The sequence below is a fragment of the Burkholderia sp. BE12 genome, assembly GCF_002959955.1.
Lineage (GTDB): Bacteria > Pseudomonadota > Gammaproteobacteria > Burkholderiales > Burkholderiaceae > Burkholderia.
Genome location: NZ_PREY01000011.1, coordinates 158,119 through 171,561, shown reverse-complemented (window position 1 = coordinate 171,561; position 13,443 = coordinate 158,119). Strand labels below are relative to the sequence as shown.

General features: G+C 67.9%; 16 protein-coding genes. 8 read left to right on the top strand and 8 right to left on the bottom strand.

Features of this window, described 5'->3' with window-relative positions:
- The first annotated feature begins 213 nt into the window (after window positions 1–213).
- A complete protein-coding gene (locus C4B30_RS14950) occupies window positions 214–543 on the top strand; it encodes a hypothetical protein (protein ID WP_027785093.1) in 330 nt (109 codons plus the stop codon).
- 47 nt (window positions 544–590) lie between these two features.
- Here the strand turns inward: C4B30_RS14950 and C4B30_RS14945 are convergent, their stop codons facing one another.
- Window positions 591–1,331, bottom strand: a complete 741-nt coding sequence (locus C4B30_RS14945; RefSeq protein WP_027785094.1) for an SDR family NAD(P)-dependent oxidoreductase — start codon at window positions 1,329–1,331, stop codon at window positions 591–593.
- Between the two features lie 115 nt (window positions 1,332–1,446).
- On the opposite strand from C4B30_RS14945, the gene C4B30_RS14940 reads away from it, so the two are divergent.
- Window positions 1,447–2,070: a TetR/AcrR family transcriptional regulator gene (locus C4B30_RS14940; RefSeq protein WP_027785095.1), complete on the top strand. Its 624-nt coding sequence runs from the start codon at window positions 1,447–1,449 to the stop codon at window positions 2,068–2,070.
- Between the two features lie 21 nt (window positions 2,071–2,091).
- On the opposite strand, the gene eco is transcribed toward C4B30_RS14940, so the two are convergent.
- On the bottom strand, window positions 2,092–2,592 hold the full coding sequence (gene eco, locus C4B30_RS14935; RefSeq protein WP_027785096.1) for a serine protease inhibitor ecotin: 501 nt from the start codon (window positions 2,590–2,592) through the stop codon (window positions 2,092–2,094).
- Between the two features lie 143 nt (window positions 2,593–2,735).
- Between eco and C4B30_RS14930 the strand changes: the two genes are divergently transcribed.
- Window positions 2,736–3,056: a hypothetical protein gene (locus C4B30_RS14930; RefSeq protein ID WP_027785097.1), complete on the top strand. Its 321-nt coding sequence runs from the start codon at window positions 2,736–2,738 to the stop codon at window positions 3,054–3,056.
- A 195-nt stretch (window positions 3,057–3,251) separates the two neighbouring features.
- Here the strand turns inward: C4B30_RS14930 and C4B30_RS14925 are convergent, their stop codons facing one another.
- Window positions 3,252–3,656, bottom strand: coding sequence for a hypothetical protein (locus tag C4B30_RS14925; protein WP_027785098.1), 405 nt, complete (start codon window positions 3,654–3,656; stop codon window positions 3,252–3,254).
- Between the two features lie 117 nt (window positions 3,657–3,773).
- Here C4B30_RS14925 and C4B30_RS14920 point away from each other — a divergent pair, with 117 nt between their 5' ends.
- Together C4B30_RS14920 and C4B30_RS14915 are read left to right on the top strand one after the other, a co-directional pair.
- Window positions 3,774–4,154 (top strand): DUF5594 family protein, encoded by a 381-nt coding sequence (locus C4B30_RS14920; protein WP_027785099.1) that lies wholly within the window; start codon window positions 3,774–3,776, stop codon window positions 4,152–4,154.
- Between the two features lie 185 nt (window positions 4,155–4,339).
- Window positions 4,340–5,707 carry an MFS transporter gene (locus C4B30_RS14915; RefSeq protein WP_027785100.1) on the top strand — a complete coding sequence of 456 codons (1,368 nt, stop codon included), beginning with the start codon at window positions 4,340–4,342 and terminating at the stop codon, window positions 5,705–5,707.
- Between the two features lie 31 nt (window positions 5,708–5,738).
- Here the strand turns inward: C4B30_RS14915 and C4B30_RS14910 are convergent, their stop codons facing one another.
- The 3 genes from C4B30_RS14910 to C4B30_RS14900 all read right to left on the bottom strand — a co-directional run bounded on the left by C4B30_RS14910 (window position 5,739) and on the right by C4B30_RS14900 (window position 8,112).
- Window positions 5,739–6,350 carry an AAA family ATPase gene (locus tag C4B30_RS14910; protein ID WP_027785101.1) on the bottom strand — a complete coding sequence of 204 codons (612 nt, stop codon included), beginning with the start codon at window positions 6,348–6,350 and terminating at the stop codon, window positions 5,739–5,741.
- Complete coding sequence (gene otsA, locus C4B30_RS14905) at window positions 6,343–7,764, bottom strand: alpha,alpha-trehalose-phosphate synthase (UDP-forming) (protein ID WP_027785102.1); 1,422 nt, start codon at window positions 7,762–7,764, stop codon at window positions 6,343–6,345. Before otsA ends, C4B30_RS14910 begins: the two co-directional genes overlap by 8 nt.
- Window positions 7,765–7,902: 138 nt before the next feature.
- On the bottom strand, window positions 7,903–8,112 hold the full coding sequence (locus C4B30_RS14900) for a hypothetical protein (RefSeq protein WP_080681386.1): 210 nt from the start codon (window positions 8,110–8,112) through the stop codon (window positions 7,903–7,905).
- Between the two features lie 287 nt (window positions 8,113–8,399).
- Here C4B30_RS14900 and C4B30_RS14895 point away from each other — a divergent pair, with 287 nt between their 5' ends.
- Together C4B30_RS14895 and C4B30_RS14890 are read left to right on the top strand one after the other, a co-directional pair.
- Window positions 8,400–8,951 (top strand): hypothetical protein, encoded by a 552-nt coding sequence (locus C4B30_RS14895; RefSeq protein ID WP_027785103.1) that lies wholly within the window; start codon window positions 8,400–8,402, stop codon window positions 8,949–8,951.
- Complete coding sequence (locus C4B30_RS14890) at window positions 8,948–9,442, top strand: hypothetical protein (RefSeq protein WP_027785104.1); 495 nt, start codon at window positions 8,948–8,950, stop codon at window positions 9,440–9,442. The genes C4B30_RS14895 and C4B30_RS14890 overlap by 4 nt, the downstream gene beginning before the upstream one ends.
- Window positions 9,443–9,511: 69 nt before the next feature.
- On the opposite strand, the gene C4B30_RS14885 is transcribed toward C4B30_RS14890, so the two are convergent.
- Together C4B30_RS14885 and C4B30_RS14880 are read right to left on the bottom strand one after the other, a co-directional pair.
- The gene (locus C4B30_RS14885; protein WP_027785105.1) at window positions 9,512–10,858 is read right to left on the bottom strand and encodes an ABC transporter ATP-binding protein; all 1,347 of its coding nucleotides are present in this window, start codon (window positions 10,856–10,858) and stop codon (window positions 9,512–9,514) included.
- 22 nt (window positions 10,859–10,880) lie between these two features.
- Window positions 10,881–12,638, bottom strand: coding sequence for an ABC transporter permease (locus C4B30_RS14880; protein ID WP_027785106.1), 1,758 nt, complete (start codon window positions 12,636–12,638; stop codon window positions 10,881–10,883).
- 501 nt (window positions 12,639–13,139) lie between these two features.
- Between C4B30_RS14880 and C4B30_RS14875 the strand changes: the two genes are divergently transcribed.
- Window positions 13,140–13,406, top strand: coding sequence for a double-stranded DNA-specific endonuclease (locus C4B30_RS14875; RefSeq protein WP_011545926.1), 267 nt, complete (start codon window positions 13,140–13,142; stop codon window positions 13,404–13,406).
- Window positions 13,407–13,443 lie beyond the last annotated feature (37 nt).

The following is a 13,443-nucleotide window of genomic DNA, read 5'->3' as shown; positions in this document are numbered from 1 at the left end:
CGAAGCCCGCTTTGCGAAAGCAAGCGGGCTTTTTGCTGTTGGACGGTCCGGGAATGTTGATTGCGCGCGCAGATAGCACACGAATGATGTGTGCAATCGAGCATTCGCCACGATATGCAACACGCGAGCGCACCTCGTCCGTTCGCCGCAGAGATGCGCCGAACGTTGCGTAGAATTCCGAACCTTCTTCGGTTCAGCACACGGACTTCACCCATGCTTCGGACGATCGCGGCGCTCGCCGCGCTTTCAGCGATGATCGGCACGGCCAACGCCGCCGACACCGGCACGGCCTCCGCCAAACAGCGCTACGTCAGCCCGGGCATCGCCAACGTAACTGCCTCGGCAGCCCCGCGTGCGGATAATACTTCCCCCGACGCCCGCTGCCGGGAACTGGCCGCCGGCATCGACGCGGTCACGCACTCGCCCGATCGCGGCCAGAAGGTCGTGCGCGGGATGGGCCCGGACGGCAAGCCGCGCAACGAACTGCGGGCCTACGACAAACGGGCCGACCTGGAAGCCGAGCACCAGCGGCTCGGCTGCTGATAACGCCTCCCACCGATACCCGGCCCGCTCACGCCCGGCATCGGCCTTTACGCATTCGCCCCGCCGTCGATCGTCAAGCCGGTCCCGTTGATCGATCGTCCTTCCGGCCCGACGACGAACGCCACGAGCGCGGCCACGTCGTCGGCCTTGCCGTATTCCTGAATCGCCATTCGCGAACGTTGCGCATCGGCATGTTCGCCGTCGGCCGGGTTCATATCGGTATCGGTCGACCCCGGATGCACGATGTTGACCGTGATGCCGCGCGAGCCGAGATCACGCGCGAGCCCTTGCGTCCAGCCGATCAACGCAGCCTTGCTCGCCGCATAGAGGCTCATCCCGGCATCGGGCACGCGCGTCGCGAGGCAACTGCCGGTCGACACGATGCGCCCGCCCTCCCCGAGATGACGCGCCGCCGCCTGCGATGCGACGATCACCGCACGCACGTTCACGTTCAGCGTCGCGTCGATATCGTCGAGCGTGAGGTCGTCCAGCGCGCCGGCCCGGAAAATCCCTGCGTTGTTGACGAGAACGTCGAGGCCGCCGAACGCCTCCGCGGCACGATCGACCGCGTCGCGCACGGCAACCGGATCGGCGCTGTCGGCCTGGATCGCAATGGCGCGACGGCCCAGCGCTTCGATGCCGGCGACGACGGCCTGCGCCCGCTCGGCCGATTTTTCATACGTGATCGCCACGTCGGCGCCATCGGCCGCCAGCCGCTTTGCGATCGCCGCGCCGATGCCGCGGCTACCGCCCGTGATGAGTGCACGCTTGCCCTGAAGTCGGTTCATGTCGGTTCCTTTCCTCATTTATGTAACAACCAACACAGAATGTGACAAGTTGCGTCGCACAGTCAATTGATTTATTGTGTCGATCGATACAGATATCAACGAAGGGACGGACGCAATGGCTGAACGAGGCCGACCGAGAAGCTTCGACAAGGAAGCGGCGCTGGATCGCGCGATGGAGGTGTTCTGGCGTCTCGGCTACGAAGGGGCGTCGATGACGGATCTGACGGCCGCGATGGGCATCGCGTCGCCGAGCCTGTATGCGGCCTTCGGCAGCAAGGAAGCGTTGTTCCGGCAAGCCCTCGATCATTACCGCACAACCGAGGGACGGGAAATCTGGGGGGGTGTCGAACGGGCGGCCAGCGCGTACGACGCCGTGCGGAACTACCTGATGGAGACCGCACGCGTGTTCACGCGGCGCTCGAAGCCGGCCGGCTGCCTGATCGTGTTGTCGGCGCTGCATCCGGCCGAACGTTCCGACATGGTCCGGCAAACGTTGATCGCGATGCGCGAGGGCACGGTCGATGCGCTGCGGGAGCGGCTCGCGCAAGGCGTCGCGACCGGCGAAATATCGGCGCACGCGAACCTCGATGCGATCGCGCGCTACTACGTGACGGTTCAGCAGGGCATGTCGATCCAGGCGCGCGACGGCGCGAGCCGCCGCGATCTGGAGGCCGTCGCGCAGGCCGCGCTGGCCGCATGGCCGGCGCTCGTCGGCACGCGCAGCGCGGCCGGTGTGTAGCGGCAGGACGCCGCCGGGAGATTACTGCTTCGCGGCTTGCTGCACGTCCTTCGACGCATGCCACACGCGATAGCGTACGTCGAAGCCATCCGGTACATACACGACGAGCGGCAGGCGGCTGTTGTAGCGCAGCAGCTGACCGTCGCCGCGCACCTGCACGAACCGTTGCTGCGGCGCCTGGCCCGGGCACGCCATCAGCGTCGACGCCGGCCCCTTCACGTCGGTGAGCCGGTAATACGTGTAGCCCCAGCCCTTCACGTCCTCGGCGGTCAGCTCGCCGCCGAACCACTGCTGATTGCAGTCGGTCTGCAGCGTCTTGCCGATCATCAGCTCGACGCGCGCATCGCCCTCGTTCTCGAGCGCGGGCAGCGCGATCACGGCGCGCTGCTGACCGGCTTCGGCCTGCGGAAACATCTTGATCGACTCGGCGGGCACGGCGGGCGCGGATGCCGGCGCGGCCACGCATGCGGCGGCCGTCGTCACGCAGAAGGCGGCCAGCGCGGCCCGGATCGCAAATTTCATCGATGTGCTCCTGAAAAACAAATGAGCCCCGGATGCTAACACTTTCGTCGCAAGACCTTACGAGGCTGTAATTTGGCGACACAATTGCAAACAGCCGGCAATCCGCGGGCGCGGTACTTATAGCGTAACCAACGGAGAACATCATGCTGAAGCTCATTGCTGCCGCCGGCGTCGCCACCCTGCTGGCCGGCTGCGTCGTCGCCCCGGACGCCGGATACGGCTACGGGCAGCCCTACTATTCCGATCCCGGCTATGCGTATGCCCCGTCTCCCGTGTACGGGACGGTCAACATCTGGGGCGGTGGCGGCGGACGCGACTGGGATCGCGGCCGGCGCGACTACCATCGCTGGGACGGCGATCGCGGCAACCGCGGCAACGGCTGGGGGCGCGGCGGCGGACGCCGCGGCGACTGGAACGAAGGCGGCGGTGGCGGCCGCGGCGACGGCGGCGGTCATCGCCACTGACACCCAATTGCAACCGTTTGTATCCACGCACGGGCCGCCGATAGCCGGCGGCGCATCACACCGGCGAACGGACGGCCACGCCCAAGACAAAGGCCCTCGCATCGAGCGAGGGCCTTTCGTCGTCCGGCCCGGCGAAGCGATCGATCGTCGGCGGGTGCGCGGCCGTCCGGCCCGAACCCGCTCGCGCGCCGCCGCTTACCAGCCGGCCGGTTGCGCGTAGCCGCCCTGCTGCACCGGCGCCCCACACACGTACGCACGCTGGTAGCGGTCGTAGCAATAGTTCGGGCCGTCGTCCTGGTACTGCGCCTGCTGATAGGTCGGGTAGGCAGGCTGCTGGTACGCGGGCGCCTGATAGTAGGTCGGCGGCTGATAGGCCGGCGCCTGGTACGCGGGTGCCTGATAGGCGACGGGCGGATTCATCGCCGACGTCACGATCGCGCCCAGCACCGCGCCGCCGATCAATGCGCCGATGACGGCGCCGCCGTCGCGGCCATGCGCGGACGCCGGGCCCGCGACCGCGAGCGAACCGGCAAGGACACATACTGCGGCAATCTTTTTCATGATGGACTCCCACGCGAAGTGGTACTGGATGCGATGCATTGTGGCGGCACGCGACCGTAATAGATGCAGCAAGTGGTAACGCGCGATTACCGGTATCGCACCCATCGAAACGCGTCGTCGCCGTGCTACGATTTTCGGCATACAGGAGACGCCGTCATGCAGCCCGAAACCGCCCGCCGTTTCGATACCGAATTCGCACCGCGCATCGCGCAGGCGATCGCCGCGTTCTTCGCCGAGCACGTGCAAGCCGATGTCGTCCCCTATGGCGGGCACGGGCACCCGACGCGCGTGCGGATCCGCAGCGCGCCGCACGAGCACGTGAGCGGCTTCGTGCATCCGCTGAATCTCGAACTGACGTGGGACACCGACGAGATCGAGCGGCTGATGGAACCGGACGGCCCGCAGCGCTTCGAGCACTATCTGGCCGCGCTGCCGAGAAAGCTGGGCGCGTGGCAGGCCGCGCGCGACATCGATCTCGCGTCGCGCACGCAGGCCGACCCGCTCGTGCGGCTCGGCGGTCTGGATTTCGAAGGCTGAATGCGCGCGCCGGCCGGCCACCGCGCGGCGCGGCGTCGCGCGATGCGGGCCGGTGATACACTCGACCGGCCCCGTTCCGGTGCAGCCGCGCCGGCCGGGCCGTTCATCGCCGCCGCCTCCCTTGCACGTGGTTGCGCACGCAACCGGCAAGCGGGCGCGCGGACAACCACGCTCTCGCTCCCGTCATGAACGCCGATACCGGCCTGCCGCTTCCGCAACGCTACTGGGCGATCGTCTGCGTCGCCCTGGGCATCACGCTCGCCGTGCTCGACGGCGCCATCGCGAACGTCGCATTGCCGACCATCGCGCGCGACCTGCACGCGTCCGACGCCGCGTCGATCTGGATCGTCAACGCGTACCAGCTCGCGGTCACGATCACGCTACTGCCGCTCGCGTCGCTTGGCGAACGCATCGGCTATCGCCGCATCTACATCGCCGGGCTCGCGCTGTTCACCGCCGCGTCGCTCGGCTGCGCGCTCGCCGGCTCGCTGCCGATGCTGGCCGTGATGCGCGTGATCCAGGGGTTCGGCGCGGCCGGCATCATGAGCGTCAACGCGGCGCTCGTGCGGATGATCTACCCGTCGTCGATGCTCGGGCGCGGGCTGTCGATCAATGCGATGGTGGTCGCGCTGTCGTCGGCGATCGGGCCGACGGTCGCATCGGCGATCCTGTCGTTCGCATCGTGGCCGTGGCTCTTCGCGGTCAACGTACCGATCGGCATCGCGGCCGTGCTCGGCAGCCTGCGCGCGCTGCCGGCCAACCCGCTGCACGATGCGCCGTACGACTTCGCGAGCGCGCTGATGAACGCGTGCGTGTTCGGCCTGCTGATCACGGCCGTCGACGGGCTCGGTCACGGCGAGGGTCATGCGTACGTCGCGGCCGAACTGGCCATCGCATTCGTGGTCGGCTACTTCTTCGTGAAGCGTCAGTTGTCGCAGCCGGCGCCGCTCCTGCCGGTCGACCTGATGCGCATCCCGATGTTCGCGCTGTCGGTCTATACGTCGACGGCGTCGTTCACGTCGCAGATGCTCGCGTTCGTCGCGCTGCCGTTCTGGCTGCAGAATTCGCTCGGTTTCTCGCAGGTCGAGACAGGCCTCTACATGACGCCGTGGCCGCTCGTGATCGTGTTCGCCGCGCCGCTCGCGGGCGTGCTGTCGGACCGCTATTCGGCCGGCGTTCTCGGCGGGATCGGGCTTGCACTGTTTGCGGCCGGGCTGCTGTCGCTCGCGACGATCGGCGCGCACCCGGGCACGGTCGACATCGTCTGGCGGATGGCGCTGTGCGGCGCAGGTTTCGGGCTGTTCCAGTCGCCGAACAACCGCGCGATGCTGTCGTCGGCGCCGCGCGAGCGCAGCGGCGGCGCCGGCGGCATGCTGAGCACCGCACGCCTGACGGGCCAGACGCTCGGCGCTGCACTCGTCGCGCTGATTTTCGGGCTCGTGCCCGACCGCGGGCCGACGATCGCACTCTATGTCGCCACGGGGTTCGCGGCAGTGGCCGCGGTCGTCAGCCTGCTGCGCATCGCGTCGCCGCGACCGGACACGGCGGCCTGACATCCCTCGCGCGCCGCACGCGCGGCGGGCGTCAGGCGGCGTCGAGCGTATCCATCACGAAGCGCACGCGCGCCTTCACGCTCACGCGCGGCAACTCGATCAGCCGATAGCCATACGACGTATAGCATTCGACCATCGCGTCATGGGTCCGCACCGCTTCCGCGAAATCCTGCCGGCGCTCGCTGTCCTGCGCATAGATGTCGGGCCACGGCGGCGCGATGAACACGCGCCGGTGATAGCGGAAACGCCGCGCCGCGGCTTCCGCGTGCGCGGGTACGGCCAACCCGGCCAGCATCAGATAGCCGATCACGTCGGGCACGCCGCGGTCGAAGAACACGGGCCCGCGCGCCTGCCGCGCGAGATGGTGGGACCGCATCTCCCAGCTCAGCATCAGCTCGGCGAACGCCGCGGGGTCGCGCCACGGCAGCGCAGGACCGTCGACCGCCATCTGGTCGCGGATCACGCCGCGCCCGGCTTCCTGCGAGCGCGCGAACCCGGCGCGCTCGAGCGCATCGAGCAACGTGCTCTTGCCCGAACCCGGGCCGCCCGTCACGACGAAAAAGCGGCCGCTCGTGTCGTCGGCCACTTCTTCGTCGCGACCGGCGGCGGCCGGCGCGGCGGCGCCCGGCGCGAACTCACGCATGCGCGACCCGCCGGCCCGCGCGCTGCGTGACCGACGCCGCCGCCGCGACACTGCGCAAGTCGGCGACGAACGTATCGCGCCAGACCGACAGGTCGTTCTCGCGCAGCCGCGCGAGGTTCTCCTTGTGACGCGCCTGCCGCTCCGCGAGCGGCATCGACAGCGCGCGTTCGAGCGCCTCGGCCATCTGCGACAGGTCGTACGGATTGACGAGGAGCGCGCCGGTGAGCTCGGCCGCCGCGCCCGCGAACTCCGACAGCACGAGCACGCCCGGATCGGCCGGATCCTGCGACGCGACGTATTCCTTCGCGACGAGATTCATCCCGTCGCGCAGCGGCGTCACGTAGCCGACCTGCGACATCCGGAAGAACGCCATCAGCAGGTTGCGCTCGTACTTGCGGTTCAGGTACTGGATCGGCGTCCAGTCGAGCTGCGAGAAGCGGCCGTTGATGCGGCCGGCCTCGCCTTCGAGCGTTTCGCGGATGTGCTGATAGGTCTGCACGTCGGAACGCGTCGGCGGCGCGATCTGCAGGAGCGACACGCGCCCCTGCCAGCCCGGCGCATTCGCGAGCATCCGCTCGAACGACTGGAAGCGCTCGACGAGCCCCTTCGAATAGTCGAGACGGTCGACGCTCATCACCAGCTTGCGGTCGCCCAGTGCCTCGCGCAGCATCTTCACCGGCTTGCGCGTGCCGTACTGGACGGCCGCCTGCGCGATCGCGTCGGGATGCACGCCGATCGGATAGGCGGCGACCTTCACGACGCGGCCATGCGCGTGCAGCATCCCGTCGTCGCTCGCCGCGCCGATGCCGCGCCGCTCGATGTAGTCGGTGAAGGCCTGCTTGTCGGCCTCGGTCTGGAACCCCGCGACGTCGTATGCGCACATGAACTTCACGAGTTCCTCGTGCGGCGGCACGAGGCGCAGCATGTCGGGCGACGGAAACGGGATGTGCAGGAAGAAGCCGATCGGGTTCTTCACGCCGAGCTCGCGCAGGCAGTGCGCGAACGGCAGCAGATGGTAGTCGTGCACCCAGATCAGGTCGTCGGGACGCAGCAGCGCGGCGAGTTGCTTCGCGAGCATCGCGTTCACGCGCAGGTAACCGGCGTACTCCTGCCGATCGAAGCGCGCGAGATCGCCGCGGTAATGGAACACCGGCCACAGCGTCGCGTTCGAGAAGCCGCGGTAGTACTGGTCGTAGTCGCGCCGGGTCAGCCCGACCGTCGCGTAGGTCACGTTGCCGTCCCGCTGGATCGCGGGCTCGGCATCCGGCGCACCGACGATCTCGCCGTTCCAGCCGAACCAGACGCCGCCCGTTTCCTTCAGCGCGTCCATCACGCCGACGGCCAGGCCGCCCGCGCTCGGGCGCGTATCCTCGCCGGCGGCGACACGATTCGATACCACGATCAATCTGCTCATGCGACTTCCCCTCCTCGATTCGATTGGCCGGCGCGCGACGCGCGCCGAAGCAGGCGCGGCGGCCCGAAGGCGGCCGCGCGGCGATTCAGTTCCGAGAATTGCAATGAAATACGGCGGTGGAATGCGGCGACGACCGTATCAGGCGTCCTGCTCCTGCCCGAGGTCGCGTTGATAGTCGAGCCCTTCCGGGCGAGCACCACCCTGGTTGTGATCGCCGTCCAACGGCGTCTCGTCCGGCGCGCCCGCGGGCGGTGCCGATGGCGCGTCGGTCTGCGGACGCGGGCGGTCTTCCGGATGGCCGGCCGCCGCGTCAGACGGCCGGTGTGACAACCGTTTTGAACGGCGCATGGCTGGGTGTCTCATATGCGGCGCGGCTCGAGGCCGTCGTAGAAACATTCCATAACAAAACAGTCTAGGTCGCTTCCTCGCGGACGAAGGTAACAATTACCTTCAATTTGTAACGTTTCGACCCCTCGTCGATCATCTATCCGACAATAACGCCGCCCGCGTGCACGCGGCCTGCCGCGCGGCGATTTGTCAAAGCTTTGCAGTTTTCCCATGACAATTGCGAAACAATGACGCGGCATCAGGGCGTGCACGCGTTGCCGCTCACCCAGACAGGACTGCACTCAGGGATGAACATTCGTTTCGAATCGCCGCGCCGGGCCACGCCGGCGCGCGTCGTGCTGGCCGTGATCGCCACGGCCGCATTGCTGTCCGGCTGCAATTCGTTGTACAGCGAAGGCGCGACAGCCGGCGCCGGTATCGCGGGCGCCGCGATCGCCTCCAAGGTCACCAACAACGCCGCCGTCGCGACGGGCATCGGCCTCGGCGCCGTCGCCGGCGCGCGGGCTGGCGTCCAGTACTCGCAACGCGTCGCGCACCGCTACACGCAGGAGCAGATCGCGAAGGCGGCCGGCCCGCTCGACGTCGGCGGCGTCGCGCCGTGGTCGACGCACCATTCGTTCCCGATCGAGGACGACGAGCAGGGCCGCGTGACGGTCAGCCGAATGATCAGCGTCGGTCCGCTCGACTGCAAGGAAATCGTGTTCGCGGTCGACACGCCGGCGAAGGCCGACAAGGCCGCGCAATCGGCGTTCTACGTCGCCACCCTCTGCCGCGACGGGCCCACATGGAAATGGGCGTCGGCCGAACCGGCGACCGAACGCTGGGGCGCGCTGCAATGAGCGTCGCGATCCGTATCGCGGCGATCGGCGCGCTGTGCGCGGCGACGCTCGCGCTGTCGGGCTGCGGGTCGGTCGGCGCGGCGAGCGGCGCGCTGGCCGGCGCGGCGACGGGCCTCGTCACCGCGAACCCGGCGGTCGGCGTCGGCGTCGGGATTGCCGTGCAGGCCGCGACCGACGAAGCCGTCAACCGCACGATGAAGCAGCTCCATCAGAACCAGCAGGACGCGATCGCGAAGACGGCCGGCACTCTCGCCGTCGGCGAAGTGAAGCCGTGGAAGGTGAAGAACACGCTGCCGCTGGAAAACGGCGAAGGCGAGGTGCGCGTCACGCGCGCGTACTCGTCGGCGCTCGCGCTGTGCAAGGAATTCGCGTTCTCGGTGAAGGACGGCGACAAGGCCGACTGGTACTTCGCGAATGCGTGCCAGCAAGGCACGCACTGGAAGTGGGCGTCGGCGGAACCAGCCGTCGATCGGTGGGGGAATTTGCAGTAACGGGGCGATGCGCGGCGCGTGATGTTCGGCGCACGCGAATACCGGGCCGCACGGCCCGGCCCGGCGCGATCAGGACTCGACGTCCTCGAGGCTGAAAATCTCGGTCTGGTCGTTGTACGAGAAGATCTCGCCGTACCGCCCCCAGTCGATCACCGCGTCGAGCGTTTCCTCGGCCGCGCCGTCCGACAGGAAATCCTCCAGCTCCTGCTCGAAGCGCACGCGCGGCGCACGGTGGCCCGGACGCTCGTTCAGCACCTTCTTGATCCGCGCGGCGAGCGGCACGTGCTTCAGCAGGTGATCGGCGAACATCAGCTTGCGCTCCTGCGTGCCGAATTCCGCGAACACGCGCCCCGGCGGCGTCAGGAACACGTCGCCTTCGCGCACGTCCGCGAAGCCGAGGTACTGCAGCACTTCCGCGATCGGGAACAGGTCGTCGACCTCGAGGTGCAGCGTGCGCGCGATTTCCGGCATGTCCGCGCGGCCATGGTACGGCGCCATCGCGAGCGTCTCGATCAGGCCGGCCATCAGGTTGGTCGACACCTGCGGCAGCCAGCTTCCGAGCTCGAGCCCCTTCTTCGTCGCCTCGCCGGTCTGACGCGCGGTCATCTTCGCGTAGATGTCGTCGACCAGCTTGCGGAACGCCGGATCGAGACGATTGCGCGGGTGCTTGAACGGCACCTTGATCTCGGCGATCACGCGGCCCGGGTTCGACGACAGCACGAGGATCCGGTCGCACATGAACACCGCTTCCTCGATGTTGTGCGTGACGATCAGCACCGACTTGATCGGCATGCGGCCCTGCGTCCACAGATCGAGCAGGTCGGTACGCAGCGTTTCGGCGGTCAGCACGTCGAGCGCGGAGAACGGCTCGTCCATCAGCAGGATGGTCGGATCGACGACGAGCGCGCGCGCAAAGCCGACGCGCTGACGCATCCCGCCCGACAGCTCGCGCGGATACGCGTTCTCGAAGCCGTCGAGACCGATCAGGTCGATCGCGGCCAGCGCACGCTCGCGCCGCTCGCGCGCGCCGACGCCGAGCGCCTCCAGCCCGGCTTCCACGTTCTGCAGCACGGTGAGCCACGGAAATAGCGCGAAGGTCTGAAACACCATCGCGACGCCCTCGGCCGGGCCGCGCAGCGGCTGGCCGAGGTACGTCACTTCGCCGCCGGTCGGCTCGATCAGCCCGGCGATGATGCGCAGCAGCGTCGACTTGCCCGAGCCCGACCGGCCGAGCAGCCCGACGATCTCGCCTTCGCGCAGCGACAGGTTCGCGTCGTCGAGCACGAGCAGCTCGCCCTGGGTCTTGTTGAAGCCGCGGCAGACGTGATCGACGCGCAGGATCTCTTCACCGAGCCGGGGCGGCTGCAGCGGCTGGGACGTCTGGACGGGGGCGTTTACAGCATTCGGATTGTGCATCGCGTTTCGCTCTCAATCGGTCTCAGTCGAGCCGCAGCTTCGCTTCGGCAAAGGCATACAGCGGGCGCCACAGCAGGCGGTTGAACAGGGTGACGAACAGGGACATCACGGCGATGCCCAGGATGATCTTCGGAAAATCGCCGTCGGCGGTGGTCTGCGCGATGTAGGCGCCGAGGCCGTGCGCCTCGATCCTGGTGTTGCCCCACTGCACGGCTTCCGACACGATGCTCGCGTTCCACGCGCCGCCCGATGCGGTGATCGCACCCGTCACGTAGTACGGGAAGATGCCGGGCAGGATCGCCTGACGCCACCACTGCCAGCCGCGGATGCGGAAGTTGGTCGCCGCTTCGCGATAGTCGTTCGGGTAGGACGTTGCGCCGGCGATCACGTTGAACAGGATATACCACTGCGTGCCGAGCACGATCAGCGGCGACAGCCAGATGTCCGCGTTCAGGTGGAAGCGCGCGATCACGATCACGAATACCGGGAACAGCAGGTTCGCCGGGAACGCGGCGAGAAACTGCGCGAGCGGCTGCAGCTTTTCGGCCAGCTTCGGGCGCAACCCGACCCACACGCCGATCGGCACCCAGATCACGGAGGCGATCGAGATCAGCACGACCACGCGCAGCAGCGTGATGAGCCCGAGCACGAGCACGTGGCCGACCTCGGGCATCGTCACGCCGGTCGCGACGAAGCTGACGACGCGCCATACGATATAGGCCGTGCCGATCAGCAAGAGCCCCGCCCACGCGATGTCGACCGTGCGCGACGCCTTCTTCTCGACTTTCGGCAGCGCGAAGCGCATCGCACCCGACAGCGGCAGGCGCAGCGGGATCCGCGCGGCCTTCGCGAAGAGCCAGCCGGCCGGCACGAGCAGCTGATGGATCAGCCGCGTGCGGCGCACGAGGTCGAGCAGCCACGATTGCGGCGCATCGCCCGACGCGGTGTTCTCCATCCGGAACTTGTCGGCCCACGCGATGAGCGGGCGGAACAGCAACTGGTCATACGCGAGGATCACGACCGTCATCGTCAGAATCACCCAGCCGATCGCGCCGAAGTTCTTGTCCGAGATCGCCTGCGCGAGATACGCGCCGATGCCCGGCAGCGTGATCGTCTGGTTGCCGACGGTGATCGCCTCCGACGCGACGACGAAGAACCAGCCGCCCGACATCGACATCATCATGTTCCAGATCAGGCCCGGCATCGAGAACGGCACCTCGAGCTTCCAGAAGCGCTGCCAGGACGTCAGGTGGAAGCCGCGCGACACTTCGTCCAGGTCGCGCGGCACCGTGCGCAGCGACTGGTAGAAGCTGAACGTCATGTTCCACGCCTGGCTCGTGAAGATCGCGAAGATCGCGGCCAGCTCGGCGCCGAGCACGCGGCTCGGGAACAGCGCGAGGAAGAACGTGACCGTAAACGAGATGAAGCCGAGCACCGGCACCGACTGCAGGATGTCGAGGATCGGGATCAGCACCATGCCCGCGCGGCGGCTCTTGGCCGCGAGCGTGCCGTAGACGAGCGTGAACGTGAGCGACGCGACCATCGCGGCGAGCATCCGCAGCGTGGTGCGCAGCGCGTATTCGGGCAGGTTCGACGGATCGAGCGAGATCTTCTGCGTCTGCAGCACGCCGATCGGCGCCATCGTTTCGTGAAAGCCGACCACCGCCATCGCGATCAGGCAGATGATCAGCGGAAATGCGATGAAATCCCACCGGTTCGGCAGCACGCGCCACGCGGATGCGTTGGCGATCCGGTTCGGATTGAAGAATCCGACGTTCATCAGGCGCCCTCCCCGGTAAGGCCGAACGAAGCCGGCAGTCGATGTTGATTCATGGCAAAGCGCACGGGCGCGGTAATTCGATTGGCTGGCGATTTCGCGCACGCGCGGCGCGGGCGCATGCGCTGCCGCGGCCGGCCCAGCCGGGCCGCGACGGCACGACACTACACCAACCTGTATTTCAGGTACAACCGTCCCCGGACGGCGCGGGCAGCGCATGGATCGTGCCCGGCGCGTGGGCGGATGGCGGGCGCGCGGTACGGAACAGCCCGGCCGCAGTCCCGCGGCCGGCACGCAGGCCCGAATTATGCCGTGATCCGGCCCGGCCGGGAACCCGCCATCCGCACGCGGGCACAAACCGTGTCCGGCATCAGCAGCCGGACACGGCGAAGCAGGTATGATCGGGGCTAGCCCCCGGATCCGTTTCGGCCGTGCCGCGGCAATGCGCACGCGGCATCTGCGTCGACAGGCCCCGGGGATCGACCGACGAGCGGGAGGAAGGGAATGGCAGGAAACTTGGTGATCGTCTGCCGCGATCAGGATGCCGACGCGTTCTATGAACTCATGCAGGAGTACGGGTCGTTCCAGACGCGGCTGTCGTCCACGGCGTGGTACCTGAACATGAACGTCGTGCCGGAATCGCTGCAGGAGGAAATCCTGGAGCGTCTTGGCCGGTATACGACCGTCTATATCTTCGAGGCCACCACGGTGACCTACAACACGATCGACAGCAACGCGGCCGAGACGCTCGGCACGCTGTTCGGCGAGTGACGCCGCGCGGCGCCCGCCCGGCCGGGCAGGCGCCGCA

Excerpts from the sequence above, each read along its gene's own strand:
- C4B30_RS14875 (WP_011545926.1), top strand. The coding sequence starts at position 13,140 with ATGGCAGGAAACTTGGTGATCGTCTGCCGCGATCAGGATGCCGACGCG.
- C4B30_RS14885 (WP_027785105.1), bottom strand. The coding sequence starts at position 10,858 with ATGCACAATCCGAATGCTGTAAACGCCCCCGTCCAGACGTCCCAGCCG.
- C4B30_RS14915 (WP_027785100.1), top strand. The coding sequence starts at position 4,340 with ATGAACGCCGATACCGGCCTGCCGCTTCCGCAACGCTACTGGGCGATC.
- C4B30_RS14910 (WP_027785101.1), bottom strand. The coding sequence starts at position 6,350 with ATGCGTGAGTTCGCGCCGGGCGCCGCCGCGCCGGCCGCCGCCGGTCGC.
- C4B30_RS14920 (WP_027785099.1), top strand. The coding sequence starts at position 3,774 with ATGCAGCCCGAAACCGCCCGCCGTTTCGATACCGAATTCGCACCGCGC.
- otsA (WP_027785102.1), bottom strand. The coding sequence starts at position 7,764 with ATGAGCAGATTGATCGTGGTATCGAATCGTGTCGCCGCCGGCGAGGAT.
- C4B30_RS14900 (WP_080681386.1), bottom strand. The coding sequence starts at position 8,112 with ATGCGCCGTTCAAAACGGTTGTCACACCGGCCGTCTGACGCGGCGGCC.
- C4B30_RS14925 (WP_027785098.1), bottom strand. The coding sequence starts at position 3,656 with ATGCATCGCATCCAGTACCACTTCGCGTGGGAGTCCATCATGAAAAAG.
- C4B30_RS14895 (WP_027785103.1), top strand. The coding sequence starts at position 8,400 with ATGAACATTCGTTTCGAATCGCCGCGCCGGGCCACGCCGGCGCGCGTC.
- eco (WP_027785096.1), bottom strand. The coding sequence starts at position 2,592 with ATGAAATTTGCGATCCGGGCCGCGCTGGCCGCCTTCTGCGTGACGACG.
- C4B30_RS14880 (WP_027785106.1), bottom strand. The coding sequence starts at position 12,638 with ATGAACGTCGGATTCTTCAATCCGAACCGGATCGCCAACGCATCCGCG.
- C4B30_RS14950 (WP_027785093.1), top strand. The coding sequence starts at position 214 with ATGCTTCGGACGATCGCGGCGCTCGCCGCGCTTTCAGCGATGATCGGC.
- C4B30_RS14945 (WP_027785094.1), bottom strand. The coding sequence starts at position 1,331 with ATGAACCGACTTCAGGGCAAGCGTGCACTCATCACGGGCGGTAGCCGC.
- C4B30_RS14930 (WP_027785097.1), top strand. The coding sequence starts at position 2,736 with ATGCTGAAGCTCATTGCTGCCGCCGGCGTCGCCACCCTGCTGGCCGGC.
- C4B30_RS14940 (WP_027785095.1), top strand. The coding sequence starts at position 1,447 with ATGGCTGAACGAGGCCGACCGAGAAGCTTCGACAAGGAAGCGGCGCTG.
- C4B30_RS14890 (WP_027785104.1), top strand. The coding sequence starts at position 8,948 with ATGAGCGTCGCGATCCGTATCGCGGCGATCGGCGCGCTGTGCGCGGCG.